At 62.5% G+C, this 26304-nt stretch carries 25 protein-coding genes; 5 read left to right on the forward strand and 20 right to left on the reverse strand.

What is annotated here, in order from left to right; genetic code table 11:
• The first annotated feature begins 44 nt into the window (after nucleotides 1–44).
• Nucleotides 45–902: a polyamine aminopropyltransferase gene (gene speE / locus THPRO_RS08175; RefSeq protein WP_065089484.1), complete on the forward strand. Its 858-nt coding sequence runs from the start codon at nucleotides 45–47 to the stop codon at nucleotides 900–902.
• A gap of 13 nt (nucleotides 903–915) precedes the next feature.
• Here the strand turns inward: speE and THPRO_RS08180 are convergent, their stop codons facing one another.
• Nucleotides 916–1263, reverse strand: coding sequence for a metalloregulator ArsR/SmtB family transcription factor (locus THPRO_RS08180; RefSeq protein ID WP_038090465.1), 348 nt, complete (start codon nucleotides 1261–1263; stop codon nucleotides 916–918).
• A gap of 81 nt (nucleotides 1264–1344) precedes the next feature.
• On the opposite strand from THPRO_RS08180, the gene THPRO_RS08185 reads away from it, so the two are divergent.
• Together THPRO_RS08185 and arsC are read left to right on the forward strand one after the other, a co-directional pair.
• Nucleotides 1345–2658, forward strand: a complete 1314-nt coding sequence (locus THPRO_RS08185) for an arsenic transporter (protein ID WP_038090463.1) — start codon at nucleotides 1345–1347, stop codon at nucleotides 2656–2658.
• Between the two features lie 14 nt (nucleotides 2659–2672).
• Nucleotides 2673–3095, forward strand: a complete 423-nt coding sequence (gene arsC / locus THPRO_RS08190; protein WP_038090460.1) for an arsenate reductase (thioredoxin) — start codon at nucleotides 2673–2675, stop codon at nucleotides 3093–3095.
• A gap of 4 nt (nucleotides 3096–3099) precedes the next feature.
• Here the strand turns inward: arsC and THPRO_RS08195 are convergent, their stop codons facing one another.
• The 8 genes from THPRO_RS08195 to THPRO_RS08230 form a co-directional block, all read right to left on the reverse strand.
• Nucleotides 3100–3675 (reverse strand): TMEM175 family protein, encoded by a 576-nt coding sequence (locus THPRO_RS08195; RefSeq protein ID WP_038090458.1) that lies wholly within the window; start codon nucleotides 3673–3675, stop codon nucleotides 3100–3102.
• A 56-nt stretch (nucleotides 3676–3731) separates the two neighbouring features.
• Entirely contained in the window at nucleotides 3732–4526 is a 795-nt protein-coding gene (locus tag THPRO_RS08200) for an ABC transporter permease (RefSeq protein WP_038090456.1), read from the reverse strand.
• Entirely contained in the window at nucleotides 4517–5158 is a 642-nt protein-coding gene (locus tag THPRO_RS08205; protein WP_065089485.1) for an ABC transporter ATP-binding protein, read from the reverse strand. The genes THPRO_RS08200 and THPRO_RS08205 overlap by 10 nt, the downstream gene beginning before the upstream one ends.
• A gap of 103 nt (nucleotides 5159–5261) precedes the next feature.
• Nucleotides 5262–6575 (reverse strand): ammonium transporter, encoded by a 1314-nt coding sequence (locus THPRO_RS08210; protein ID WP_145930763.1) that lies wholly within the window; start codon nucleotides 6573–6575, stop codon nucleotides 5262–5264.
• 34 nt (nucleotides 6576–6609) lie between these two features.
• Nucleotides 6610–6948, reverse strand: a complete 339-nt coding sequence (locus tag THPRO_RS08215) for a P-II family nitrogen regulator (RefSeq protein WP_038090451.1) — start codon at nucleotides 6946–6948, stop codon at nucleotides 6610–6612.
• Nucleotides 6949–7260: 312 nt separating this feature from the next.
• Entirely contained in the window at nucleotides 7261–8394 is a 1134-nt protein-coding gene (locus THPRO_RS08220) for a porin (protein WP_082954534.1), read from the reverse strand.
• A 376-nt stretch (nucleotides 8395–8770) separates the two neighbouring features.
• Nucleotides 8771–9733, reverse strand: a complete 963-nt coding sequence (locus THPRO_RS08225; protein ID WP_082954535.1) for a 5'-methylthioadenosine/S-adenosylhomocysteine nucleosidase family protein — start codon at nucleotides 9731–9733, stop codon at nucleotides 8771–8773.
• Nucleotides 9734–9984: 251 nt separating this feature from the next.
• On the reverse strand, nucleotides 9985–12177 hold the full coding sequence (locus THPRO_RS08230; RefSeq protein ID WP_161489953.1) for a TonB-dependent receptor: 2193 nt from the start codon (nucleotides 12175–12177) through the stop codon (nucleotides 9985–9987).
• 477 nt (nucleotides 12178–12654) lie between these two features.
• Here THPRO_RS08230 and THPRO_RS08235 point away from each other — a divergent pair, with 477 nt between their 5' ends.
• Together THPRO_RS08235 and THPRO_RS08240 are read left to right on the forward strand one after the other, a co-directional pair.
• A complete protein-coding gene (locus THPRO_RS08235) occupies nucleotides 12655–12951 on the forward strand; it encodes an accessory factor UbiK family protein (RefSeq protein ID WP_038090442.1) in 297 nt (98 codons plus the stop codon).
• 37 nt (nucleotides 12952–12988) lie between these two features.
• Nucleotides 12989–14506: a YifB family Mg chelatase-like AAA ATPase gene (locus THPRO_RS08240; protein WP_038090440.1), complete on the forward strand. Its 1518-nt coding sequence runs from the start codon at nucleotides 12989–12991 to the stop codon at nucleotides 14504–14506.
• Nucleotides 14507–14519: 13 nt separating this feature from the next.
• Here THPRO_RS08240 and THPRO_RS08245 read toward each other — a convergent pair whose 3' ends face one another.
• The 11 genes from THPRO_RS08245 to THPRO_RS08295 all read right to left on the reverse strand — a co-directional run bounded on the left by THPRO_RS08245 (nucleotide 14520) and on the right by THPRO_RS08295 (nucleotide 26072).
• Nucleotides 14520–15068, reverse strand: coding sequence for a c-type cytochrome (locus THPRO_RS08245; RefSeq protein WP_161489954.1), 549 nt, complete (start codon nucleotides 15066–15068; stop codon nucleotides 14520–14522).
• Between the two features lie 140 nt (nucleotides 15069–15208).
• Nucleotides 15209–15988, reverse strand: a complete 780-nt coding sequence (locus THPRO_RS08250) for an amino acid ABC transporter ATP-binding protein (protein WP_456236354.1) — start codon at nucleotides 15986–15988, stop codon at nucleotides 15209–15211.
• A 61-nt stretch (nucleotides 15989–16049) separates the two neighbouring features.
• On the reverse strand, nucleotides 16050–17147 hold the full coding sequence (locus THPRO_RS08255) for an amino acid ABC transporter permease (RefSeq protein ID WP_038090434.1): 1098 nt from the start codon (nucleotides 17145–17147) through the stop codon (nucleotides 16050–16052).
• A gap of 19 nt (nucleotides 17148–17166) precedes the next feature.
• A complete protein-coding gene (locus THPRO_RS08260; protein ID WP_038090433.1) occupies nucleotides 17167–18357 on the reverse strand; it encodes an amino acid ABC transporter permease in 1191 nt (396 codons plus the stop codon).
• Nucleotides 18358–18423: 66 nt separating this feature from the next.
• A complete protein-coding gene (locus THPRO_RS08265; protein ID WP_052064368.1) occupies nucleotides 18424–19449 on the reverse strand; it encodes an amino acid ABC transporter substrate-binding protein in 1026 nt (341 codons plus the stop codon).
• A 343-nt stretch (nucleotides 19450–19792) separates the two neighbouring features.
• Nucleotides 19793–21064 carry an ABC transporter substrate-binding protein gene (locus tag THPRO_RS08270; protein ID WP_038090426.1) on the reverse strand — a complete coding sequence of 424 codons (1272 nt, stop codon included), beginning with the start codon at nucleotides 21062–21064 and terminating at the stop codon, nucleotides 19793–19795.
• Nucleotides 21065–21314: 250 nt separating this feature from the next.
• The gene (locus tag THPRO_RS08275; RefSeq protein WP_038090421.1) at nucleotides 21315–22589 is read right to left on the reverse strand and encodes an ABC transporter substrate-binding protein; all 1275 of its coding nucleotides are present in this window, start codon (nucleotides 22587–22589) and stop codon (nucleotides 21315–21317) included.
• A gap of 154 nt (nucleotides 22590–22743) precedes the next feature.
• Nucleotides 22744–23697: a branched-chain amino acid ABC transporter permease gene (locus THPRO_RS08280; protein ID WP_038090419.1), complete on the reverse strand. Its 954-nt coding sequence runs from the start codon at nucleotides 23695–23697 to the stop codon at nucleotides 22744–22746.
• On the reverse strand, nucleotides 23694–24593 hold the full coding sequence (locus THPRO_RS08285) for a branched-chain amino acid ABC transporter permease (RefSeq protein WP_038090416.1): 900 nt from the start codon (nucleotides 24591–24593) through the stop codon (nucleotides 23694–23696). The genes THPRO_RS08280 and THPRO_RS08285 overlap by 4 nt, the downstream gene beginning before the upstream one ends.
• The gene (locus THPRO_RS08290; protein WP_065089487.1) at nucleotides 24590–25318 is read right to left on the reverse strand and encodes an ABC transporter ATP-binding protein; all 729 of its coding nucleotides are present in this window, start codon (nucleotides 25316–25318) and stop codon (nucleotides 24590–24592) included. Before THPRO_RS08290 ends, THPRO_RS08285 begins: the two co-directional genes overlap by 4 nt.
• Nucleotides 25311–26072 carry an ABC transporter ATP-binding protein gene (locus THPRO_RS08295; RefSeq protein WP_065089488.1) on the reverse strand — a complete coding sequence of 254 codons (762 nt, stop codon included), beginning with the start codon at nucleotides 26070–26072 and terminating at the stop codon, nucleotides 25311–25313. The genes THPRO_RS08290 and THPRO_RS08295 overlap by 8 nt, the downstream gene beginning before the upstream one ends.
• Between the last annotated feature and the right edge of the window lie 232 nt (nucleotides 26073–26304).

Genomic DNA, 26304 nt, shown 5'->3' on the forward strand with positions numbered 1-26304 from the left:
GTCCGTATAATAGCGCCTCGCATCCGCTTCAAGGAGACTGGCGCATGGCGCTCGACGAGAACTGGTACACGGAGATCCACACGGACGCGGGCAGCGCGTTTTCGCTCAAGGTCCGGCGCAAGCTTCACGACGAGCAGTCGGAATATCAGCGCATCGAGGTCTTTGAAACCGAGGGCTACGGCCGGCTAATGACCATCGACGGCCTCGTCATGCTCAGCGACCGCGACAATTTCATCTATCACGAGATGATGACCCATCCCGCCCTGTTCAGCCATCCGCGCCCGCGGCGGGTGGTGATCGTCGGCGGCGGCGACTGCGGCACCCTGCGCGAGGTGCTCAAGCACCCCGAGGTCGAGTCGGCGGTGCAGGTCGAAATCGACGAACGCGTGACCCGCGTGTCCGAGCAGTTCTTCCCGGCACTGTGCGGATCCAACGGCGACCCGCGCGCGGAATTCTTCTTCGGCGACGGCATTCGCTGGATGAAGGAGGCCGAACCCGGCTCCATCGACGTCATCATCATCGACAGCACCGACCCGGTCGGCCCCGCCAAGGGGTTGTTCTCGGAACCCTTCTACCGCGACTGCCTGCGCGCGCTCGGCGAGGACGGCCTGCTCGCGCAGCAGAGCGAATCGCCGCTCTACCACAGCACCAGCATCATCCGGCCCATGCACGACGAAATGCGCAAGAGCGGCTTCCTCGACACCCTGACCCTGTTCTACCCGCAACCGGTATACCCCTCGGGCTGGTGGTCGACCACGCTGGCGGCGAAATCCGCGCCGGTCGCCTTCCTGCGCGAGGAACAATGCGAGCAGAAGTGCTTCGAAACGCACTACTACAACGACGCCATCCACCGCGCGGCAATGGCGGTGCCGGAATTCGTCCGGCGGGAACTGCTCGGATAGCCCAGTGCCGCCCTTAGGCCGCGCAGCCGTTGCGTGGCCGCGTGGTCATCGGCTGCAGCCGCGCGGCGTCCTCCGCGAAGGGCGCCTGCGCATGCAGCGAACCGGCGCTCACCGCCAGAATCTCGCGCGCCCAGCCGGGCAGATCGTCGTGCAGGCGGTAGAAGACCCACAGTCCGTCGCGGCGGTCGGCCACCACGCCGGCCTCGCGCAGACTGGCCAGATGGCGCGAGATCTTCGGCTGCACCATGTCCAGCGCCTCGGTCAGTTCGCACACGCAGAGCTCACCGGCACGCTGCATCAGCACCAGGCAGCGCAGACGTGTCTGGTCGGAAAGGGCTCGAAAAAAACGCTCAGGAGTCATCTCGGCAACACATCCGTTATTTGATATATACGGGAAAACGATTATACTCGCGGCCGGTTCAAACATCCGGTGCCAGTCGTCATGTTAGCGCTCGCGATCTTTCTGATCACCCTCGTCTTCGTCATCTGGCAGCCACGCGGGCTCGGCATCGGCTGGAGCGCCGCGGGCGGCGCACTGCTGGCACTGGCCACCGGCGTGATCACGCTGCACGACATCCCGATCGTCTGGCATATCGTGTGGGACGCGACCTTCACCTTCGTCGGCCTGATCATCATCTCGCTGACCCTGGACGAGGCCGGCTTCTTCCACTGGGCGGCGCTGCATGTCGCCCGCTGGGGCGGCGGCAGCGGCAAGCGGCTGTTCCCGCTCGTCATTCTGCTCGGCGCGCTGATCGCGGCCTTCTTCGCCAACGACGGCGCCGCCCTGCTGCTCACCCCGATCGTGCTCGCCATCCTGCTGCGGCTGGGGTTCAACCCGGCCGGCGCGCTGGCCTTCGTGATCGGCACCGGTTTCGTGGCCGATACCACCAGCCTGCCGCTGATCATCTCGAATCTGGTCAACATCGTCAGCGCCAATTACTTCGCCATCCCCTTCGACCATTACGCGCGGGTGATGATACCCGTGGACCTCGCCGCGCTCGCGGCGACGCTGGTCGTGTTGTGGCTGTATTTCCGCCGCGACCTGCCGGCGCGCTACGCCCTCGAGGGCCTGGAAGCCCCCGCCCACGCGATCCGCGATCCGCTGGTGTTCCGCGCCAGCTTCCCGCTGCTCGCGGTGCTGCTCGCGGCCTATTTCGTGACCGCGCAGTTCGGCGTTCACGTCTCCGTGGTCACCGGCGCGGGCGCGCTGATCCTGCTCGGGCTTGCCGGACGCTGGCACCAGGGCGGGCGCGGCGGCGTGATTCCCGTGCGCAAGGTGGTCAAGGAAGCCCCCTGGCAGATCGTGATCTTCAGCTTGGGCATGTATCTCGTGGTCTACGGCCTGCGCAACGCCGGACTCACCGCCTATCTGGCCCAGGCGCTCGAATGGCTCGGCGGGCACGGGCCGACCGTGGCGGCGCTCGGCACCGGCTTCCTCAGCGCCGTACTGTCCTCGGTGATGAACAACATGCCGAGCGTGCTGGTCGGCGCGCTCGCCATCGACCAGAGCCATGGGATCAGCGCCGCCGCGCGCGAAGCCATGATCTACGCCAACGTGATCGGCTGCGACCTGGGTCCCAAGTTCACCCCCATCGGCAGCCTCGCCACCCTGCTCTGGCTGCACGTGCTCGCGCGCAAGGGCGAGACCATCACCTGGGGTCAGTACATGAAGGTCGGGCTGGTCATCACCCCGCCGGTCCTGCTCGTCACCCTGCTCGCGCTGGCGGCCTGGCTGCCGCTGGCCGGCCATTCCTGAACGGAGTTCCCGCAATGAAGCGCAAATCCATCCTGTTCCTGTGCACCGGCAACTCCTGCCGCAGCCAGATGGCCGAAGGCTGGGCCCGTCGGCTCGGCGGCGAGGATTTCGAGATCGCCTCGGCCGGCATCGAGGCCCACGGCAAGAACCCGCGCGCGATCGCGGTGATGGCCGAGGCCGGTGTCGACATCAGCGGCCAGGAATCGACCCGCGTGACCGATGACATGATCGCCGCCGCCGACCTCGTGGTCACCGTCTGCGGCCATGCCGACGAACACTGCCCGATGCTGCCGCCCGGCGTGCGCAAGCTGCATTGGCCGCTCAACGATCCGGCCAAGGCCACCGGCACCGAGGACGAGATCATGGCCGAGTTCCGCCGCGTGCGCGACGAGGTGCGCGAGCGCGTGACCGGCCTGCTGCAGGACGAACGCGGCTGAATACTCAGTCCGCGAGCTGGTGCTCGATCCGGCGGTCGGGCACCAGCCACATCAGCGCGACCAGCACGTAAACCGCCTGCGCCGCCCAGTGGATCAGGTAGGCCAGCGGGATCACCGCGGCGTACAACAGAATCGACAGCAGGCCCTTGAAGTCGCCGCCGATCGCGCGGGCAACCCTGGACTCGCGTCCCTCGTGCGCGATGATGCTGCGCACCAGGATGCTGTAGGCGATCGCCGCCATCAGCAGCACGCCGCCGTACAGCGCCGTCGGCGCCGCCGCAAAGTGGTTCTCGCCCATCCAGCCGGTCACGAAGGGAAACAGCGAGAGCCAGAACAGCAGGTGCAGGTTCGCCCACAGGACCCCGCCGCCGATGCGCTCGGTCGCGTGCAGCAGGTGGTGATGGTTGTTCCAGTAGATGCCGATATAGACAAAGCTGAGTACATAGCTCAGCAGTACCGGCAGCAACGGTCTCAGGGCCTCGATCTGCTCGCCGTGCGGCACCTTCATTTCCAGCACCATGATGGTGATGATGATCGCCATCACGCCATCGCTGAACGCTTCCATCCGGCTCGTGCGCATGCTCCGTGACTCGATTCCCGCGCAGTATGCCGCCGCTGCGCACAAAGGGGCAGAGATCAGGATTTCAGCCGGTCCAGCCGCAGCCTTTCGCGTTCGTCGAACAGTCGGCGCGAGCCGAACCAGACGCCGCCGAGCGCGGCAAAACCGGTGTTGGCGGCGATCAGGAACATGATCAGGATCTGATAGCGCACCGCCTCGGTCGGCGGCGCGCCCGCCAGGATCTGGCCGGTCATCATGCCGGGCAGGCTGACCACGCCGGCGGCGGCCATCGAGTTGATGATCGGAATCAGGCCGGCGCGCGCCGATTCGCGGCGAATGTCGCTCATCGCCACGTCCCAGCGCTGGCCGAGCATCAGCCGCGCCTCGATCGCCGCGCGCTGGCGCCAGGCGGTCTGCGTCAGCCGGTCGAGGCCGATGGCGGCGCCGGTCATCGAGTTGCCGATCAGCATGCCGAGCAGCGGAATGGCGTATTGCGGGGCGTACCACGGCTCGGGCCGCAGAATCACCAGCAGGGTCAGCAGGATGATCGACAGCGACGGCACCGTCAGCGCGAGCGCGCCCACGCCGTAGCCCCAGCCGCCACGGAAACGACGCTGCTGCCGGGCCATCACCTCGCGCCCGGCGACCAGCAGCATGAAGGCGGCGAGCAGGCCGATCCACAGCGGGCTCGCGTAGGCGAACAGGGTCTTGAGCACCAGCCCGACCAGCCAGAGCTGCAGCGTGGTGCGCACCGCAGCGATCAGCAGCGTCTTCGACAGCCCCAGGCTGAGGGCGAGGCTGAGGCCGGCCAGCGCCAGAATCAGCAGTGCGGCCAATCCCAGCTCGAAGGGCGTCAGTTCGATCAGGTGCATGCGTTCGCCTCCAACCGGCCGGCCCGCATGACCAGTTCGCGATCGCCGATGCGGGCGGCCTGTTCCGCGTCGTGGGTGACCCACAGCGCCGCGGCCGCGCGACTGACCAGGTAATCGCGCACCACCGACTCGACGCGCGCACGATTGCCGGCATCGAGATTTGCGGTCGGCTCGTCGAGCAGCAGCACCCGCGGCTGCAACTGCAGCAGACGCGCCAGCGCCAGACGCTGGCGCTCGCCGCTGGATGCCCGGGCCACCTCCCAGCTCATCACCGAGGCGCTGAAACCCAGCGCGGACAGCACGTCCTCCGAGGTCGTCAGGAGATGCTCGCCCACGGTTTCCGCCCACCACGCCGGTTCGGCAGGCAGCAGCGCGACGGCGCGACGCCAGTCGCGCGGGACATACGTCTCCCGCGCACGACCTTCCAGCAGTACCGTGCCCGTGGCCGGGTCCAGATCGCAGATCGCGCGCAGCAGCAGCGACTTGCCGCTACCGGACGACCCGGTCAGCACCACGCACTCACCGGGCGCCAACGTCAGCGCGCAAGGCCCGATCACCGGCGTGCGCAGGCCGTCCACGCTCAAGCGTGCGGCTGGCGCGCCATCGATGTCGTTTGCGGCGGAGATATTCATGGGGCGGGGATTATGCGGGGATCGCGCCGGCGATACGAGCGCGGCGGCACAAAAGGAACGGGCGCCGAAGCGCCCGTTCCGTCTTGCACGATCGGATCGACCGTTACTCGTAGACCTGCTCGCCGTGCGAAGAGACGTCGAGGCCCTGGACCTCGTCTTCCTCCGACACACGGATGCCCATGATCACATCCAGCACCTTGATGATGATGAAGGTCATGATCGCGTCGTAGACAATGGTGAACATCACGCCCTTGAGCTGGATCAGGAACTGCGCCGCGATGCTGCCGTGCGCCGCCTCGTTCAGGCCCGCGCCGCCGAAGATCGCGGCCGAGAAGATGCCCGTCAGCAGCGCGCCCACGATACCGCCGATGGCGTGCACGCCGAAGGCGTCCAGCGAATCGTCGTAGCCGAGCATGTTCTTCAGGTAGACCGCCGCCCAGAAGCAGAGCACGCCGGCGGCGATGCCGATCACGAAAGCACCGGTCGGGCCCACGAAACCGGAAGCCGGGGTGATCGCGACCAGTCCGGCCACCGCGCCCGAACTCATACCCAGCAGGGTGGGTTTGCCGCGCGCGGCCCATTCGGCGAACATCCACGCCAGCGCGGCGATGCCGGTGGCGATCTGGGTCACGGCCATGGCCATGCCGGCGGTGCCATCGGCGGCCAGCTCGGAACCCGCGTTGAAGCCGAACCAGCCGACCCACAGCAACGCGGCACCGGCCATCGTGAACACCACGTTCACCGGCGGCATCGGCTCCTTGCCGTAGCCCTTGCGCTTGCCGAGCACCAGCGCCGCGACCAGACCAGCCACGCCGGCGTTGATGTGCACCACGGTACCGCCGGCGAAGTCCTGTACGCCGTCGCTACCCAGGAAGCCGCCGCCCCAAACCATGTGCGCGATCGGGGAGTAGACCAGCAGCGACCACAGGCCCATGAACCACAGCATCGCGGAGAATTTCATGCGCTCGACGACCGAACCGATGATCAGCGCCGGCGTGATGATGGCGAAGGTCATCTGGAAGGTCATGAACACGGTCTCGGGAATCGAGCCGCTCATGCTGTTGTAGCCCATGCCATGCAGGAACAGGGCGCTGAGATTGCCGACGAACATGCCGTCGCCCTTGAAGGCCAGCGAGTAGCCGGCGATCGCCCATACCGCCGTGATCAGGCAGGTAACGGCAAAGGTCTTGGCCGCCACCGAGATCAGATTCTTCTTGCGTACCATGCCGCCGTAGAACAGCGCCACGCCAGGAATGGTCATCAGCAGGACGAGCGCGGTGGATGTAAGCATCCACGCCGTGTTGCCCGAATCGATCTTCGGCGGCGCATCAGCGGCCATTGCCAGCCCTGGCATCAGCCACATCCCCACCAGGCCGAGCAGCCCTCCGATCGCTCCCAATGTATGCTTTGGTTTCATTGACAGTTTCCTCATCTTGGTTCGTCGTCGTTTTTTAAAGGGCCTCGGTGCCGGTCTCGCCGGTGCGAATGCGGATGGCCTGTTCGAGCGGGCACAGGAAGATCTTGCCGTCGCCGATCTTGCCGGTGCTGGCCGCCTTGCTGATAGCCTCGATGGCCTGATCCACCAGTGCGTCGTCGAGCGCGACCTCGATCTTCACCTTGGGCAGAAAATCCACCACGTATTCGGCGCCGCGATAGAGTTCGGTGTGACCCTTCTGACGCCCGAAGCCCTTGACCTCGGCCACGGTGATGCCCTTGACGCCGATTTCGGAGAGCGCCTCCCGTACCTCATCGAGCTTGAAGGGTTTGATAATTGCGATGAGCAGCTTCATACCTGTTTGCCTCCCGTTTCCATAGCAATCACTCCTATTGGCTTGGCACCCTGCGACGCAGGCTTGGTGCACAGGCATGCAGGGGGCGTGCCATCCCCTGACAAAAGTCGAACACCACTGTTTTTAAAATAAAAAAAACCTTGTCGAGCCGAGTCGTCACCTCTTGACGCACCATTATGGTGCGTCTTTGCTACGTCGTTAGCCGTATGGCCACCCGCTTGTCCAGGCACAAGCACAATGGACCCGCATAAAAAAATTCCGGGCGCCAAGCGCCCGGAAGCTCGTCGCGGACAAAGTGGGTTACGCGGGCAATCAGAAGGTGTAGGTACCGCCAATCGCGAACTGGCTGGCCGCCTTCGTGCCCGGGGACGTGACCGGGTTCGCGGCCGCATCCAGCACGTCGCTGTCGAGCCCGCTTTCCACCGCCTTCTTGTCCGCGTATTGATACTCGGCATAGAAGGCCACGTCGCTGATCGGGGCATAGGCCAGGCTGAGCGTGGTGATCGTGCCTCTCGCCCGCGGCAGCGCGCCGTTGCTCGCCTGCGTGGTCGTGGAAATGTTGCCCATTACCGTCCACTTCGGTGTGAACCCGTAGCTTGCGGTCGCCAGATAGGTATAGATCTCATGCGTATTCTGGGCCGCGGTCATCAGCATCGACGTCGGCTTGTAGCCGAAGCCGCCCAAGCTGACGCTCAACGCCCCTGCGCTGTAGGTGCCACGCAAACCGACCTTGTTTTTGAGCAGCACGCCGGCGTATTCATTGATGGGTGTCAGCCAGACCGACTGCGAAGGCGAGGCACTATAGGCCGTGGCGCCATTACCGTACTTCGAGAAGGACTCGAAACCGGCGCCCAGCGTGTAGTCGCCAAACGTATAGGTACCGGAAAACGAATAATTGTTGGTCGACTTGCTGGCACTCGTGGCGCCCTTGCCGATGTTGAAGCCTTCGACGGACAGCGTCAGGCCACCCATCATGGGCGAGACATAGGACACTGCCTTATCCTGCTCGAAGGCGTTCACCGTGGTGGGATACATCCACCAGAACGGGGTGAAGGGCAGCACCACATCGTTGAAGTAAGTGGATTCGAGCCGGCCGGCCTTCAGCGTGCCCCAGGGGCCGGTGGCGCCCAGATACGCCCAGTAGGTCGAAGGCGTGCCGATCGCCGTGGTCGGATCGACGAACAGATCGTAGTTGTAGATGAACTTGGTACCCCCGGCCTCGCCCAGGTCGCCCTTCACGCCGACCTGACTGATATTGTTCTGAATGCCGTAGGTGGCCTTCTCACCATTGACCGTTGCCGTGTTGTACGTGCCGACAACACCCACCATCCCGTAAATCGTCGCACTCGGCGTCGCGTTCGCACGGGTAGCCACCCCCACCATGGCCGCTCCCATTCCCAGGGCAATCATCAACGTCGTTGGCTGAAACCGTTTCTTCAGGCGCATACTTTTCACTCCAGATGGCTGACAGGGATGTTGCGAAAAAGAAACATTGTGAGCTGTCTCTTACATACGCCCCAGCGCATCTGCAGTTAGCGTGCCAGCACGACCATGCCGGTGACAGCTACGTGACAGGAGGGCTTCCGCCAGCCCCACCGATTCCCCGTCACCCAGTTCGCACCACCAGAGATCATGAATTAATCACTAGCACCATTTTGGTGCGAGTATTGATTATTTTTACCTATTAATTATCTCTAATCACATTATGTGATTGATTAATTCAATAACCCCAGTCGAGTCACCTCGTCGATCGCAGCTGCGCCACCCTATCCATGTATGCGATCCCCACACATCATAGGTGTTGCTTATCAGCAACACTCGCTCAATGATTCCACCTTGTATCCGCCGGGTAAGGGCTCCGCATCATGTCGCGGTACCGATCCAGGTCCAGCGGCACGTCTCCCGCCTTGATCATCTCGAACATGCGCAGCACGATTTCATAGGCGAGTTGCTGGGCATAGAGCGAACTCCGATGAAAGTACGTGTCGAACTTCGTCGGCACCTGCAATGCGTTGTCGGACATGACGTTCAATTCGACGAAAGGCACCTTGTTGATAAGCGAGGCCAGCGCGGTGCCGTAACCGCCTGACTCGTCCGCCTCATGAAAGATTCGGTCACTCTCCCGGATCGCCTTGGGATTGCGCAACCACATGGCTGAAGACCCTTGAGTACCATAATCCATGATGTAGGCCATGCTTGGCTTGTCGTTCTGATTCATCCAAGCCGGTGTCTCGGGCTTCATGGACATCGCGGCGCGATAGGCTAGGTCAGACAGCGGCACACTGGGATACAGATACATCATCGCACCGCTGCCGGCGGCGTTCGATTCGGTGTCGTGGAATTCACCGGGGATAATCCTGCCTGAACGCGTGGTGATGTAATTGCCGAAATCGACGACCCTCCGGGCGATCAGCACGTCGCCGATGCGCAACCGCTTGAGGTGCGAGCCGGAGGTTCCCGCATAAATCATTGCGCGCAAGGAAAAGGCATCCATCATTTTCTGCGCCACCAGCGCGCGCGTCGCATCCCCATCCACCGGCTGCACGCAGGCGACCACCGGAATACCGCTGAGTGTGCCCGTATGAAACGTGAAGCCACCGATCACCTGTGTCCGCGCATCTTCCAGATGAGACAGCAGCACCGAATAATTCTTTGGCGCCAGCGGCATCAGGATGCCGTAGTACGTCACCTTGGACGCGGCACTCGCGCTGCCGAAAAGGATCATCAGCAGCGAACCTGTCGCCAGGCATCGCAGTCCGTCACGAAGCCATGAATTTGCTCGCATTACATGCCCTCCTTGAAATACAAGTACTCGCGGCCGCCGACTGAACAGCCAGGACACCTGCCTTACCGGCACCGAACCACCGGCCGACTGGAGCGCCACATTGATCGGTATCTCGTGCCAATGACGTGCTCGAAAACTGGTGAAGCCATGGCTCGCTTCGCTTTAAATTGCATCGCGCTCGCCCCTGTGGCGCATGCTCGCGCATGCGCCACAGGGGTATGAGCAGCGCTGCGCGCGCGTGGAATCACGCCTCAGAACGAGGCCGTCAGCGTAACGCCCGCAAAGCGCGGCGGGCCGACCTGCACCAGCTCGTAGTTGCTGGAACCACCAGCCGTACCTTGGATGTAGGCGTAGGAGTAGTACTTCTTGTCCAGGAGGTTTTCGATGTAAGCGGCCACCTTGATCTTCTTCACCACGCCACTGCGCAGCTTCCAGGTGTAGGTGCCCTTGAGGTCCACCGTCTCATAGGCAGGCAGCTGCGTGGTACTGGTCGCACCGGTGTTGTACGCAATGTACTGAGCACCGACGAAATGCCCGCTGATTTCGCCGAACCAGGCGCCTTCGGCGTAATCCAGGCCCAGGTTGGCGGTGTACGTCGGCACATCCGGACGCGGCATGCCCGCACTTACCGTGCCGTTCGCACCGGTAAAGTTATTGGTGTACTTGGCATCTGTATAGCCATAGTTACCCATCAGCGTAAGGTGGTGGAACAAAGGCTTCTCTGCAGCGATGGTGAAACCCTTGTAGTCGGCACGTCCGGCGTTGTACTCCGTGGTGATGCCGGTGGTGTTGTCGTAGTACTCGCTGAAGATATCCTCGAACTTGCGGTCGAACACCGAGAGCGAGGCCTTGCCGTAGGCGCCGCTGTAGCGAACGCCGGCGTCGATGCTGTTTACGTACTCGGGCTTGACCACCACCGGATACGGAACCGGGGTATAGCCGATGACGCTGTAGAACGCGCTCTCGTCCGGAGCCTTGTAGGTGCGGCCGTAGTTGGCGTAAAGCTCCACCGTCTTGACCGGGCTGACCGTAACCCCCAGCGAGGGTTCGACGAATCCGTAGGTTTTGCTCGCCGAGCCGCTATAGGCGTAGTAGTACCCCTGGATGTCGGTCACGCTCGGCTGGGTGTGGACATACTTCACGCCGGGGTAGATGTGCACCTTGCCCTTGAGCAGCGAGATGTTGTCCTGAATATAGCCTTCGGCGTAATCGAGGCCGTCGTGCTCCAGCCAGGCATTGTTGTAGCCGCCGATGATCGGTACCGGATCGGCACCGTACCACGCCGTGGTCGTCAGGTTCTTCGCGGAGAACATCATGCCGCCGATGGTGACCGTGTTCGAAGGCAGCAGGAAGGTCAGATGACCCTTGCCGCCGACGTTGTAGTAATGGTCGACGTAACGCTGGTACTGCGTGCCCGCGGCCGGCGAACCAAACAATGCCGTCGCCTCGGCAGCATTGTAGGTATTGAAGTTGGAACCGTACCCGCTGAGCGCAAAGGCGCTCTGCGTGTGCATCGGTAGGGCATAACCCATATAGCTGTTGTTGATGTTTGGGTCGACGTGCTCGGTGCGGTCGTTGCTGCTGTCGTTGTAGAAGAATTTGAAGCCGCCGGCCATGTACGGATTCAGATACGATTCCAGCGAGATGATCATGTGCGTGGCATGGGTCTGGTTACGATTCCAAAACGCGTCGCGAGGGTATTGGAAATCGCGCCCGTAGGCCTCCACGAGCGCGATCGGCACGGTCACTGGCGTCTGCGCCTTCTCGTCGTTATGAGTCAGAATGAACGCCAGCTTGGAAAGCCCCTGATTGAACGGCTGGGTCACGTTGAGGTAGTAGGCATTCAGCTTGGCGAAAACGTTCTTCTGGAAGCTGTCGGTCTTGGTATGGGTGTAGCTGGCGATCGCCTTTAGACCATCGAGTGCCGCGATCGCGCCGGTATCGCCGGTGACGCCATAGCTGCTCGAGTAGCCGGTGGTCGCGTAATTACCCGTACCGACCATCAGATCGACACCGGCCTTGTCGGATGGCTGCTTGGGCACGAAATTGACCGTCCCCCCTAGGGAATCCAGCGAATTTTCGCGTGGCGTGTTGGCGCCACTGTAGACCTCCACGCTGCCGATCTGGCCCATGGTCAAAGGCGTCAGCGCATGATCGGACCCCGCACCGTATACGCCTCCGCGCACGGTATTGATGATCGGCACGCCATCGAACGTGGTACCGATTTCGCTGCTACCGAAACCGTTCAAGGAAAAAGCAGAATTCGTCGAAACAAGATTTGCCGGCCCTGAACTCACCACGTTGAAACCTGGCACATTCCTGAGCAGCGTCAACATATTGGTGGTTGGACTGGTATGCTCGACCTTGGTCTTGCTGACAGTGGCCACCGCCTTTTCTGGCGGCACGGTCTTGACCACCTTTTTAACCTGGACGGGGGTCGACATGTCTGGATCGGTGGGTCCGGCGTCGGCATGCGAAAGCATTGGCGTGAATAGACAGATACCTGCAGCCCCCGCGCCTAGCGCCCTCGCTATCGAGTGCCTCAAATCGAGTGTATTGGTTTTATCGTTCATCCCACGCTTCATCTCTCTCACCCCATGGTTTCGACGGAAATCCGTTACCCGGCGTGCGTGCGTAGCCAATCCATCGATGCCAGGACACGCCAAGCGTCGATGCCGCATCGCCTCAATTTTTTGCATCCATCTTTGCATGCATCATGCCATTCATTAGGCATATCGATTACTGTTTAAATATCAATGAATTGCGCAATTAAACGTCTCTATAAAAAAACCGGCATCCAATCCTTCGCGCATTAAATGTGCGCACTCCAGCACCAAAACCGATCATGGAGAGCGATTCGCCATGGCCCGCGGATGCGGCTAAACTTGGCGGGAGCCGAATGACGCAAGAGGTCCACCGCCATGTTCGAAAAACCAGCCTTCGATGACTTCGCCTCGAAACTGGGCAAGGCCATACCCGAATCCGTGCGCGCCGCGCAGGAGGATGTCGGCAAGACCGTACGCGCCGGCATGCAGGGCGCCATGCAACGGCTCGATCTGGTTAGCCGGGAGGAATTTGAGGTGCAGACTGCGGTCCTCGCCCGGACCCGCGAGAAACTGGAGCAAATGGAAATGCGGGTGCGCATGCTGGAGGAACAGCTAGGCATCGCCAAATCGACATCGTCGGCTGACGCATCGCCGAACGAATCCGGGAACTAGAATCCTGCCCCCCGTTCCTTGTACCTGAGCCCGCGCGATGTCGCTCGCCCGGGTCTACACGCGTGCCCAGCTGGGCATTGACGCTCCTGAAGTCTGCGTCGAGGTTCACCTCGCCAATGGACTGCCCGCATTGTCCATCGTCGGACTGCCGGAAGCCGCCGTACGCGAGAGCAAGGACCGGGTGCGCGCAGCCATTCTGAACAGCCATTTCGAATTCCCGGCGCGACGCATCACCGTCAATCTGGCGCCGGCGGACCTGCCCAAGGAAGGTGGCCGCTTCGACCTCCCGATCGCGCTCGGTATCCTGGCCGCATCGGGGCAAATTCCGGCCGAGGCACTCGACGACATCGAGTTCATCGGCGAACTCGCGCTCAGCGGCGAATTGCGTACCGTGCGCGGGGCGCTTCCGGCAGCCCTGGCTGCCCGGTCGGCGGAACGATCATTGCTCGTTCCCGCAGCCTGCATGGCCGAAGCGAGCCTGGTCGAGTCGTTACCGCTGTATGCCACAGACCACCTGCTGCAGGTTTGCGCCCACCTATCCGGACAGACACGCCTGAAGCAACAGGAAACGAGTCCGCAGGCGATACCGCAGAATTGGGACGTGGATCTATCGGATATCAGGGGGCAACACCAAGCCAGGCGGGCACTGGAGGTGGCCGCCGCCGGCGGCCACAATCTGCTGATGATCGGCCCACCTGGCACGGGCAAAACCATGCTGGCTACCCGCCTGCCCACCATCCTGCCGGCGATGACGCCCGAAGAAGCACTGGAAGCCGCCATCGTCGCCTCGATCAGCGAACAGGGCTTCGAACCCTTGCACTGGGGCCGTCGTCCGGTACGCAGTCCACATCATACGGCCTCGGGCGTGGCGCTCGCCGGGGGCGGTTCGCAACCGCGGCCAGGCGAAATATCGCTCGCACACCACGGCATCCTGTTTCTTGACGAATTGACCGAATTCGATCGGCGCGATCTCGACGTATTGCGCGAACCGATGGAAACCGGGCACATCACCATCTCGCGGGCCGCACGGCAGGCCCAGTTTCCCGCACGGTTCCAGCTGATCGCGGCCATGAACCCCTGCCCACAGGGACGGTCCTGCGACCTCGGCCCCGGCTGCGAATGCAGCCCGGAGCGCCAACGCCGCTATCGCGCGCGGTTGTCCGCACCACTGCTCGATCGCATCGATCTGCAGGTGGAAGTACCCCAACTCCCGCGCGAGGCTCTCCGCCAGGAAGCACCTCGCGGCGAATCCAGCCGCGTGGTCCGAGCCCGCGTGATTACGGCCAGGCAGCGTCAGATCCAGCGTCAGGGCTGCTCGAATGCCCAGCTCGATACGCGCGGCATCGAGCGGTACTGTACGCTCGCACCGAGTGAGCGAGATCTACTGGAACAGGCGATGACCCGTTTTCGCCTCTCCGCGCGCGCCTACCACCGGATTCTCAAGGTCGCACGCACGGCGGCCGACCTTGAGGGAACCGGCAACATCGCCGGTCATCATCTGGCTGAAGCGCTGGGCTACCGCGCGATGGATCGATGGGACGGCCAGCGGATCTGACGGCGCCAGCTGATTACGATGCGGGCATGCCTGCCGCCGACTTTGCCGCTGCAGGCATGCCGATCGTCGACCACCCCTTGGGCGACTTGAAGCCGGACTCGTCCACCATGTAGGCAATGGCCCGTTTGAGATCGTCGTTGCTCAGCCGCGGATCGCCGCCGCGGGCAGGCATGTTCTTGAAGCCTTCCTCGGCATGCTTGAGCAGTACCGCATACCCCTGGGCGACACGTGCGGCCCACAGCTCATGGCTGCCGATCTTGGGTGCCCCGAGCACACCGCTGCCGTGGCATTGGGCACAGACGGCGCCGACGATCTGCTTGCCGGAGAGGATGGGGCGAGGCTTGGTCACGTCCTCGGATCGCACCGCGCCCACGGGTTTTATACGCGCATCCGCGGCGGCGGCCGCCTCGACCGTCACGGCGGATGCGACAGGCTCGCCTACCGCTGCGATATGCGCCAGCAAGCGACTGATGAGAAAAACGCCGACCAGTAACAGCAGCCCCATGGACACGACCATGAGTATGCGCGAAGTACCGTCCATTCGCGGTGTGTGATCTGCCATACCCCCCCCTGATGGCGACGTCATGGCATCGCCGTTGGTGTTTGTTTATCGTGTTTCGCTAGACATCTTTAGCACAAGCCGACCGCGCGCGGCGATGCCGAGTATCCGATACGCTGCCAGCGGGCGCGGCGACACAAGGTTCAGTGCTGGAGTATCTGGCTCAGGAACAGGCGCGTGCGCTCGTTACGAGGGTTATTGAAAAACTCGGTGGGCTCGTTTTCCTCGACGATCTGTCCCGCATCCATGAATATCACGCGGTCGGCCACCTGCTTGGCGAAACCCATCTCGTGCGTAACGCACACCATCGTCATACCGTCTTCCGCCAGGCCGGTCATGACCTCCAGCACCTCCTTGATCATTTCCGGATCCAGCGCCGAGGTCGGTTCGTCGAACAGCATGATCTTGGGATTCATGCACAGGCTGCGCGCGATGGCCACGCGCTGCTGCTGACCACCGGAAAGCTGCCCGGGAAACTTGTGCGCCTGATTGGCGATCTGGACCCGCTCAAGATATTTCATCGCCTGCTCCTCGGCCAGCTTGCGCGGCATCTTGCGCACCCAGATCGGGGCGAGGCAGCAATTGTCGAGTACCGACAAGTGCGGGAAGAGATTGAAGTGCTGGAAGACCATGCCCACTTCCTTGCGGATCAGTTCGATCTTCTTCACGTCTTCGGTCAGTTCGACGCCTTCCACGAGTATCCTGCCGCGCTGGTGTTCCTCCAGGCGATTGATGCAGCGGATCATCGTCGATTTGCCCGAACCGGATGGCCCGCACACCACGATGCGCTCGCCCTTGCGTACCGACAGGTTGATGTCCTTGAGTACGTGAAACTCGCCGTACCATTTGTGCATGCCGACGATCTCGATCATCAAATCGGCATTGCCCGCGGCACGTTCGGTCAGCGTGGGTGCCTCCGTCATGTTCATTCCCTCGGTCATATTTCATGACGACCCGGCATCGCCAGGGTCGGTCCGCAAATAATCAACGCTTGTGCCCCGTATCGAAGCGGCGTTCCAGATGCATGCTGTAGCGCGACATGCCGAAGCAGAACAGCCAGTACAGCGCTCCGGCGAACACAAAGCCCTCCAGCGCAAAACCCAGCCACTTCGGATCGGTGAACGCCGACTGCACAATGCCAAGCAGATCGAAGAGGCCGATGATCGACACCAGCGTGGTGTCCTTGAACAGCTCGATGAAGGTCGTGACCAAGCCTGGAATCACGAGCTTGAGCGCCTGTGGCAGTATGACCAATGCCATCAGCTTCCAGTAGTTCAGCCCCAGCGACTCGGCCGCCTCCTGCTGTCCGCGTGGGATCGCCTGCAAACCACCGCGCACAACCTCGGCGATATAGGCGGACTGGAACAGGGCGATACCGATCAGGGCGCGCATCAGCTTGTCCACGTCCGCCCCCTCCGGCATGAACAGCGGCAGCATCACCGAGGCCATGAACAAGACCGTAATCAAGGGCACGCCGCGCCACAACTCGATGAATGCGACGCACAGGGCGCGCACGATGGGCATCTTCGATCGACGGCCAAGCGCCAGCAGGATACCGAAGGGCAAGGCCGCCACGATGCCGACGGAGGACAGGATCAGTGTCAGCATCAAACCGCCCCACTGCGTGGTTCTCACCACCGGCAGGCCAGCGACGCCGCCGTGAAACAGGGCGAACGCCAGGAACGGATAGATCAACAACACGAACACGCCGACCCATCGCTTCGCCGGCAGACGCGGCAACATCAGCCAGATCAGCGCAGCCACCAGCAACAGCGCTCCCAGATTCACTCGCCACCACTGATCCGGCGGGTAGAAGCCATAGATGAACTGCCCGAATCGCGCCTCGATGAATACCCAGCAGGCGCCGCCCGCGGTGCAGGCGCTACGGTCGCTTCCCACCCACGAAGCCTTGATGAAGGCCCATTCGATGACGGGCGGGACACTCAGATAAAGCAGATAGAGCGCCACCACCGTCAACAGAGAATTGAGCGGCGAGGAAAACAGATTGCGGCGGAACCACCCGAGTACGCCTACTTGGGAGACCGGCGGCGGTAGATCCGGGTGCGGCTGATATTCCTTCATATCGATTCCTCGGCAGCGCTCAGCGCTCGATAAGCGCCACGCGCTGGTTGTACCAGTTCATGAACAACGAAATCAGCAGGCTCAGGGTCAGATAAACGCCCATGGTCATACCGATGATCACCACTGCCTGACCGGTCTGATTGAGCGTCGTGCCGGCAAAAACGTTGACCAGGTCCGGGTAGCCGATAGCGGTGGCCAGCGAGGAATTCTTGACCAGATTGAGATATTGACTGGTCAGCGGCGGCACGATCACGCGCAATGCCTGCGGCAGAACCACCAGACGCGTCGTGTTGCCTGGGTTCAATCCCAGCGAATACGCCGCCTCGGTCTGCCCGTGGCTGACCGCCAGGATCCCCGAACGGACGATTTCGGCGATCGACGATGCGGTGTAGATGGTGAGCGCGACCAATAGCGCCGTCAGTTCGGGGATCATGGTGATCCCACCGGTGAAATTGAAACCGTGCAGACTCGGCAGCGACCAGGTCAGAGGCATACCCAGGAACAGGAACACCACGGCAGGCAGCCCAAGCAGCAATCCGGCTGAGACATAGATCGTGTGGAATGGCTGCCCTGTACGCAGTTGCCGCCGGTGCGCCCAACGCCGCAGCCAGATCACCAGCGCCACCGCGATCGCCAACGCCAGCACTACCCAGCCGAAGCCCTGACCGGGAACCGGTTCCGGCAAATACACGCCACGGATATTGAGAAAGGCCCACTCGCCGATCGAAAGGCTCTGACGCGGCGAGGGCAGTGCCTGCAGCACCGCGAAGTACCAGAACAGTACCTGCAGCAACAGGGGAATGTTGCGGAAGGTCTCGATATAGATCGCCGCCAGACGGGCGATCAGCCAGTTTTTCGACAGGCGCGCGATGCCGATGATCAGCCCCAGCAAGGTCGCCAGCACGATCCCCAGCGCGGACACGAGCAACGTGTTGACCAGCCCGACCAGAAAGGTGCGCCCGTACGTTGAAGCTGGCGTATAGGGGATCAGACTCTGGATAATGCCGAAACCGGCCTCGCGATCCAGAAAGCCGAAACCAGTGGTGATGCCGCGCTGTTCGAGGTTGCTGACCGTGTTGTGGAAAATGTAGCCGAGCAGCGCGAATACCGCGGCCAGCACCAACGCCTGGAATATGAGCGCGCGCACGCGCGGATTGCTCATCCAGTTCGGTCGTGCCGGCGCGAGAGGATCCTTGGAGGGAGAGGACATCGATCAATCCCGTATCGACGTGCCGGGGAATGCTCCCCGGCACGGTTGTTCGTCCGACGCCGGGCGTCAGCGGATCGGCGGTGCGTACTGGATGCCGCCCTCGTTCCAGAGCGCATTCAGGCCGCGACGGATCTTCAGCGGCGAATCCTTGCCGACGTTGCGATCGAAGGATTCGCTGTAATTGCCCACCTGCTTGACGATGTCGTAGGCCCATTCGTCGGAGACGCCCATCAGCTTGCCCATGCCACCATTGACGCCGAGGAAGCGCTGAATCGACGGGTTCTTGCTGTCGGTCTTAAGTGTGTCGACATTCTTCGACGTGATGCCGAGATTCTCCGCGTCAAGCATCGCGAACAGACTCCACTTCACCAGGTTGAACCACTCGTCGTCGCCCTGTCGCACCGACGGCCCCAGTGGTTCCTTGGAAATGATTTCAGGCAGCACCTCGGCACCGGCGGGATTCGCCAGCAGGATACGCAGCGCATAAAGCTGCGACTGGTCCGAGGTCAGCACGTCGCAACGCCCCGCGTCGAATGCCTTGACCGTGGCATCCGAGGTATCGAAGGTCACCGGCTTGAACTGCATGTGCTGGCTGCGGAAGTAATCGGCGAGGTTGAGCTCGGTCGTCGTGCCGGCCTGCACGCAGACGGTTGCGCCATTGAGATCCTTCGCGCTCTTCACACCCAGGGATTTCTTCACCATGAAACCCTGGCCGTCGTAGTAATTCACACCGGCAAAGTTGATGCCCAGCGAGGTGTCGCGCGTCAGCGTCCAGGTGGTATTGCGCGACAGGATGTCGATCTCGCCGGATTGCAGCGCGGTAAAGCGCTCCTTCGCGGTCAGCGGGGTGTAGCGCACCTTGCTCGCATCACCGAACATGGCCGCAGCCACCGCGCGGCACACGTCCACGTCCATGCCCTTCCATTGCCCCTTGTCATCGGCATTTGAAAAGCCCGGCAGGCCGGTGCTCACACCGCACTGCACATAGCCCTTTTTCTTGACCGCATCGAAGGTCGCGCCGGCATGTGCCGCGCCTGCGGCCATGGCGAACGAAAAGGCGGTACCCACCGCCATCCAGCGTAATGTGTTCATGATTAGCCCTCGTTATTGAGTTTGTATTGCTTGTCACGCCTGGCCCCCCGGCCATGGCGTTCCCCCCAGCCCCGACGCGCATGAACGGCCGGGGCGGATCGCCTACGGTGCCTATCCCCCGATAGGCGCGACGCCTTCCAACTGCAGAAATCGGGCCAATCTTCAAATGGCGCCGATCGGATGAAACTGTTTCACATGCTTTACACAGCATAGCCGCCATCGGGATGAACGGCCAGCATTAACGGTACCAACGGCCATGCGCGCACTTTTTTGGTGCGCCTCGGACCGACAGGCACAAAAAAGGCACCCCTCCGGCCATGACGGAGAGGTGCCCGAGCTGGGTTTACTTCAGACCCAACTGCTTGGTGATCTTTGCGATCTTCTCGGCGCTGAGCGTCTGCTTGTTGACGATCTGGCCGCCCTCGACCTGCCAGACCACCTCAGGCCCCTGCACGTCACCCTGCGGGTCAAAATGCAGATCGCCGGAGGCGCCGACATAACGGATCTTCTTGCCCTCCGCCAGCAGCATGCGCGCCTTCTTGAAACCGGCAACGCCGGCCTCGACGGGCGTACCCTTCGGGTCGCTGGTCACGCCGCGGATATGATCCTTGATGCAACTGCCGGTCTTGCACTTGCCCGCCTCCATCGCCAGAGCGATGCTGGCCACGGCGTCGTAGGCATTGGTGTCATAGGGCTGCGTGAAACCGGTACCGTAGGCCGCCTTGAATGCCTTTTCGACGATCGGCAGGCTCGGCGTCTTCATGCTGCCGGGCACCGTGCCCCAGACGTGGCCATCGAGGTACTTGGCACCGATGCTGGTGACGAACTGAGGCGCGTTGAGGGCGTCGGGGAACAGATATTTCTGCGCGCCACCGTTGCTGATCCACTCACGCAGGATGGTCGCGCCCTCGTTCGGGTAGGCCACCAGGAACAAGGCCTGCGGGTGACCTTCCAGCGCCTTGGCCACCTCGGAGCGGTAGGAAGGCTGCTCGGGGTTGTACACCACCATCGAGGTCACCTTGCCGCCGTAGGCGCTGAAGGCTTCCTTGAAGCGGTCCGCCAGACCCTGACCGTAGGGATTGTTCAGGTAGATCACGGCCACCTTCTTGAGATGCGCCTTTTCCTTGGCCACATAGGCCATGGCCACGCCCTGCAGCGCGTCGGAAGGACAGGTACGGAACCAGTAGCCGCCGGTCTTGCCGTCCTTGGCCAGCTGGGTGAACGCCGGCGAAGTCGAACCCGCGGAAATCTGCACCACGCCGGCTGGCGCGGTGGCGGAGGTCAGGATCGCCATCGACACGCCGCTTGAATAGGCGCCGACCATGGCCGGGACATGGTTGATGTCGATCAACTTCTTGGCCGCGTCGACACCGACCGAAGGACGCGTCTGCGAATCGTAGACCACCGCCTTGAGCTTGCAGCCGTTGACGCCGCCGGCCTTGTTGAAGTCCTCGACCGCCAGCTGCACGGCCTTGACGTTTTCCTGCCCGGTCGCGCTCAGCGAGCCGGTCAGGGGCAGCACGGCGCCGATCGGAATCGTGCAGTCCTCGGCAGCATGGCCGACCAACGGCAAAGCAGCCAGCAGGGCGGTCGCCAGGTAAGTTTTGTAGCGCATTCGTGTATCTCCTCGTCAATGAGAAAAGCGAAACAGCCGAGTTATGCGGGGAGCTCTCCCCGACGTTGATGCTCGACCCCTCCTGGCGCGCATCTCCACTCGGTCTTTCCCGTCTGAGACGGGTACCGCGGTGTTTCCCGACACGTATCCGCGTCCCTGTGACGTCCCCTTCGGGGGATCTCGCGGCGCCCGGGCCTTGCACCCGGACGCCGCCCACAGTTTCTGCAACTACCTTAACCCACGCCGGGTTTTACTTGGCGTATTTCTTCAGCACCTTGTTGATCGCGTCGACCTTGATCATGCCGGTTTCCGCCACCTTGCCGTCCTTGACCGACCACACCACCATCGGCGCCGTGACGTCGCCGTACTGGTCGAAGGTGAGGGGACCGGAAGTACCGACATAGTGGATCTTCTTGCCTTCCTTGAGCAGCATGCTGGCCTTCTTGAAGCCGTCGACACCGGCATAGATCGTAGTGCCGCCGGAGCCGGTCACCTTGCGGATGTTGTCGCGGATCATCGGAGCCTTGTCGCTCTTGGCGGACTCCATCGCCAGCGCCGCGATCATCACCGCGTCATAGGCGTTGGTCATATAGGCCTGTGTCGGATAGCTGCCATGCGCCTTCTTGAAGTTCTCCTTGAAGGTTGCCAGCGAAGGCGTCTTCTCGGAACCCGCGGCGGTGCCGTATACGGTCTTCAGGTACTTGGCGCCGACGTCGTCGACGAACTTCTGCGACTCAAGGCCGTCAGGCAGCAGGAAGGTCATCGGACCGCCGGCGGAGATCCACTCACGCGCCACCGTGGTGCCGTCGCCCGGATAGCCGACCAGGAACAGCGCCTGCGGCTTGCCACCCATGGCCTGATTGACCTCGGAGCGATAGGAAGGCTGCTTGTCGTTGTAAGGCACTTCGGCCGTGACCTTGCCACCCATCTTCTTGAAATATTCCGCAAACTTGCCGGCAAGACCGGTGCCGTAGGGATTGTTGATGTACATCACGGCCACGCGCTTGAGGCCGTTCTTGTGCGCCAGCATTGCCATGGCGGTACCCTGCAGCGCATCCGAAGGCACCGTGCGGAACCAGTAGCCGCCGGTACGGCCTTCCTTGGCCAGCTGGGTAAAGGTCGGCGAGGTCGAGGCGGGCGAAATCTGCACCACGTGCGCCGAGCTGGTGACCGAGGTCAGGATGGCCATGCTGACGCCGCTGGACAGCGCGCCGATGATGACCGGCACATGATTGATGTCGACCAGCTTCTTGGCGGCATCGACACCGACGGCAGGATTCGTCTGATCGTCATACAGCGCCAGCTTGAGCGTGCAGCCATTGACGCCACCCGCGGCGTTGATGTCGCTGACCGCCAGCTGGGCGCCCTCGCCGATCTGCTGACCCAGCGCGCCCAGCGAACCAGTCAGCGCCATCACACCGCCGATCGTGGTCGTGCAGGCTGCCTGCGCATTGAATGCGGCCATCGACAGCGCACCGGCCGCCATGCCCGTGACGATCGACTTCGTCAGTTTTTTGGAAAGCATGTCATTACCCCTCATCAAGGTCCATTAGAAGGACACGTCGTTAACAGCAATTGAATCGTTTAGCCCTGTATCCCCCAACCAGCTTTACGGTTATTGTGCTTATACGATCCGCTTACGGGGCCGGCGCGCGCCCGGGGCGCGCGCCGGCTCGACCTCAGGGCGCCTGCTTGGCGCCCGGTATGATCGCCCGTCGGTTCCCCATGATCCCCTTGGGCTTGAAGATCAGCGTCACCATCAGTACCAGTCCGATCAGGATGATCTGGAAGGCGCCGCCCTTGACCTGCAGGCTGGCGGGCAGGATCGACTGCACCAGCGTGCCGCTGCCGCTCCACAGCATCCACACCAGCAAGGCGCCCAGTATCGCGCCGCGATTGTTGCCGCTGCCGCCGATGATCAGCATGGCCCAGATCTGGAAGGTCAGCACCGGCTGGAAGTCCTGCGGGCTGATGTACTTGATGAAGCAGGCGTAGAACGCGCCGCCGAGACCCATGATCATCGAGCCGATCACGAAGGACTGCAGGCGGTAGCTGAACGCGTTCTTGCCGACCGAGCTGGCCGCCGTCTCGTCCTCGCGAATCGCCATCAATACCCGCCCCCAGGGCGAATGCACCATGCGCTCCAGGGCGATATACACCACCAGCAGCACGATCAGCACCATCGCCAGGAAGAACAGGTTGTAATCGAAGTTCGATTCGAAGGTATTCGCCAACGGCTGCGGGATGTTGTAGAGCCCCTGCGTGCCGCCGGTCAGCCACTGCATGTTCATGGCCACCAGCTGGATGCTGAAGGCGATGCCGATGGTCGCGATCGCGAGATAGTCATCGCGCAGCCGCAGCGTCGGGAAGCCGATGATCAGTGCCGCGATACCGGTGACGATCATCGCGGCGATCATGCTCAGCGGTATCGGCACGTCGAAGCCGCCGAGGTGATTCGTCGTCGGTGAGCTCGCCAGAATCGCGTAGGTGTACGCGCCCACCGCGAAGAAGCCGGCCACACCGATATTGAACAGTCCGGTATAGCCCCACTGCAGGTTCAGACCCAGCGACACGATCCCGTAGATCGCCGCGAGAATCAGGAAAAAGACGAGATAGGAAATCACGCCGCTCATTTCTTTTCTCCCAGAATACCGGTCGGGCGCACGAGCAGGACCACGATCATGATCACGAAGGCCACCGCCGGCTTGTATGCGGGCGAGATGAACATGACCGACACGTCCTGTGCGATGCCGATGACGAGACCGCCCAGCACCGCGCCGTAGACGCTGCCGATGCCGCCGAGAATCGCCGCCGCAAACAGCGGCAGCACGAGGTTGAAGCCCATCTCGGGCAGTATCTGCACGGTCAGACCGAAAAACATGCCACCGACGGCCGCCAGCGAGGCACCGACCACCCAGGTCCAGCGCATCACGCCCTGCACGTTGATCCCCGTGACCTGCGCCAGCGCGAGATTGTCGGCGGTGGCGCGCATCGCCTTGCCCAGCTTGGTCCGCGTGAGGAACAGGTGCAGCGCCACCACCAGCACCACGGCCAGCGCCACCACGAAGATCTGATCGGGCGTCATGCGCACCCCCGGCAGGATTTCGCGCGTGATCTGGATGCTGTTGTTGTAGTAGCGCGGCTCGGGTCCGAAGAACACCACGATGAAGTTGCGCAGCAGCAGCGAAGCGCCGAAGGAGGCGAACACCAGTGCCACCTGGATGTTGCTGCGCCGCAGTGGCCGGAACACCAGCCAGTCGACCAGCAGTGCGAGTCCGCTGGTCAGCACCGCGGCGCCCACCAGGGCGACTATGAAAGGCCAGCCGAAGGACAGCGGCCCGAAGGTTCCCCCCTGCACTCCGGCAAAGGCCATCACGAACACCAGACCGAAGTAGGCGCCCCAGGAAAGCAGGGAACCGTGCGCGAAGTTGGCGAAGTTGAGGATGTTGTAGGTCAGGGTCAGGCCGATCGCGCCGAGCGCGATGGTCGAACCGAGGACGATGCCGTCCGCAAGATACTGGCCGATCATAGCAATCCCCCCTTGGAGCCGAGGTACAGCTCGCCGATCTCGGGGTTGCGCAGCAGCGCATCCGCCTTGTCCATGATTTGCTCCTTGCCTTCCGCCAGGACGTAACCCCGATCCGAAATCATCAGGCCGGCCTTGGCATTCTGTTCCACCATCAGGATGGTGACGCCGGTATCGCGCACCTCCTGGACATTCTTGAAGACCATGCCCACCAGCTTCGGCGAAAGCCCCGCGGAGGGCTCATCCAGCATCAGCAGCTTGGGACTGACCATCAGCGCGCGCCCGAACGCGACCATCTGCCGCTGACCGCCGGACAGCTTGCCCGCCGGATGATGGCGCAGTCGCGCAAGATCCGGGAACAGCTCGTAGGTTTCTTCAAGGCGCTGCTCCAGACCTTCCTTGCGCGTGTAGGCGCCCATCTCGAGATTTTCCTGCACGCTCAGGCGCGCAAAGACATTGTTGGTCTGCGGCACGTAGGCCAGGCCCTGCTGCACCATGGTGTGAGGTGCCAGCGCGGTGATGTCGCGGTCTTCCAGGGTGACCTTGCCCGAGAACACGGGCACCAGCCCGGCAATGGATTTGATCAGCGTCGACTTGCCGGCCCCGTTGGGGCCCAGCACCGTGACGATCTCGCCCGGCATGACCTCGATGGTCGCGCCACGCAGGATCGGCACGCCCGGCGTATAGCCGGCGACGAGGTTGTCGACCTTGAGCATCGGTTCACTCATCGGGGCTACCTCCCAGATAGGCATCGAGCACACGCGGGTCGGTGCGCACCGTTTCCGCGTTGCCTTCCATCAGCAGGCGGCCATTGGCCATCACCAGGATGGGATCGCACAGGTTCATGACCATATCCATGTTGTGTTCGATCAGCAGGAAGGTGATGCCCTTCTCGTGCAGCTCGCGGATGCGGTCGATGATTTCGGCAAGCAGCGACGGATTCACGCCCGCACCCGGCTCGTCGAGCAGGATCAGTTGCGGGTCGGCCATCAACGCGCGGCCGATCTCGACCAGCTTCTGTTGACCGCCGGACAGGTTCTTCGCCTGCTCGTGAGTCACGCGTTCGAGATTGAGGAACTTGAGCGTTTCGCGCGCCTTGTCGTGGATGTCCTGCTCCTGCTGACGCACGCGTCCACGGCGGAACCAGTTGTTCCAGAACCGCTCGCCGTACTGGCGCGCGGGGACCACCATGAGGTTTTCAAGCACGCTCATGTCCGGAAAGGGTCTTGGAATCTGGAAGGTACGCACCAAACCCTTGTGGAAGATGCGGTGGGGCGAGAGGCCGCCGATGGCCTCTCCGTTGAAGGCGATGCTGCCCCGGGTCGGCTTGTAGACGCCGGCGATCGTATTGAAGAGGGTGGTCTTGCCCGCCCCGTTCGGACCGATCAATCCGGTGATGGTGTTTTTGCGTAGGGTGAAGGAGACACTGTCGATGGCCTGCAGGCCGCCGAAATCCTTCCCCAGGTCGGTGACCTCTAGCATTTCGTGTCCTCGTGTGCGGGGCAGCGCCATGCCGCCGAACGGGTCGCTCGGACACGCCGAATCAAGTTGATATTCATGGCTATTTGAAGATGGCTGCTCGGTAGTACGTCAATTGAACATCCCGGGTCATGCCCATGGCACAATCCGGGGCCAGGTGGCCATACGAGCCGCGTCCGGAAATCCGCGGACCGGATCGGGAAGCCGTCGGCGGAGGCTCCAGTACCCCGCCAGG

It is taken from the genome of Acidihalobacter prosperus (genome assembly GCF_000754095.2).
Classification (GTDB): domain Bacteria; phylum Pseudomonadota; class Gammaproteobacteria; order DSM-5130; family Acidihalobacteraceae; genus Acidihalobacter; species Acidihalobacter prosperus.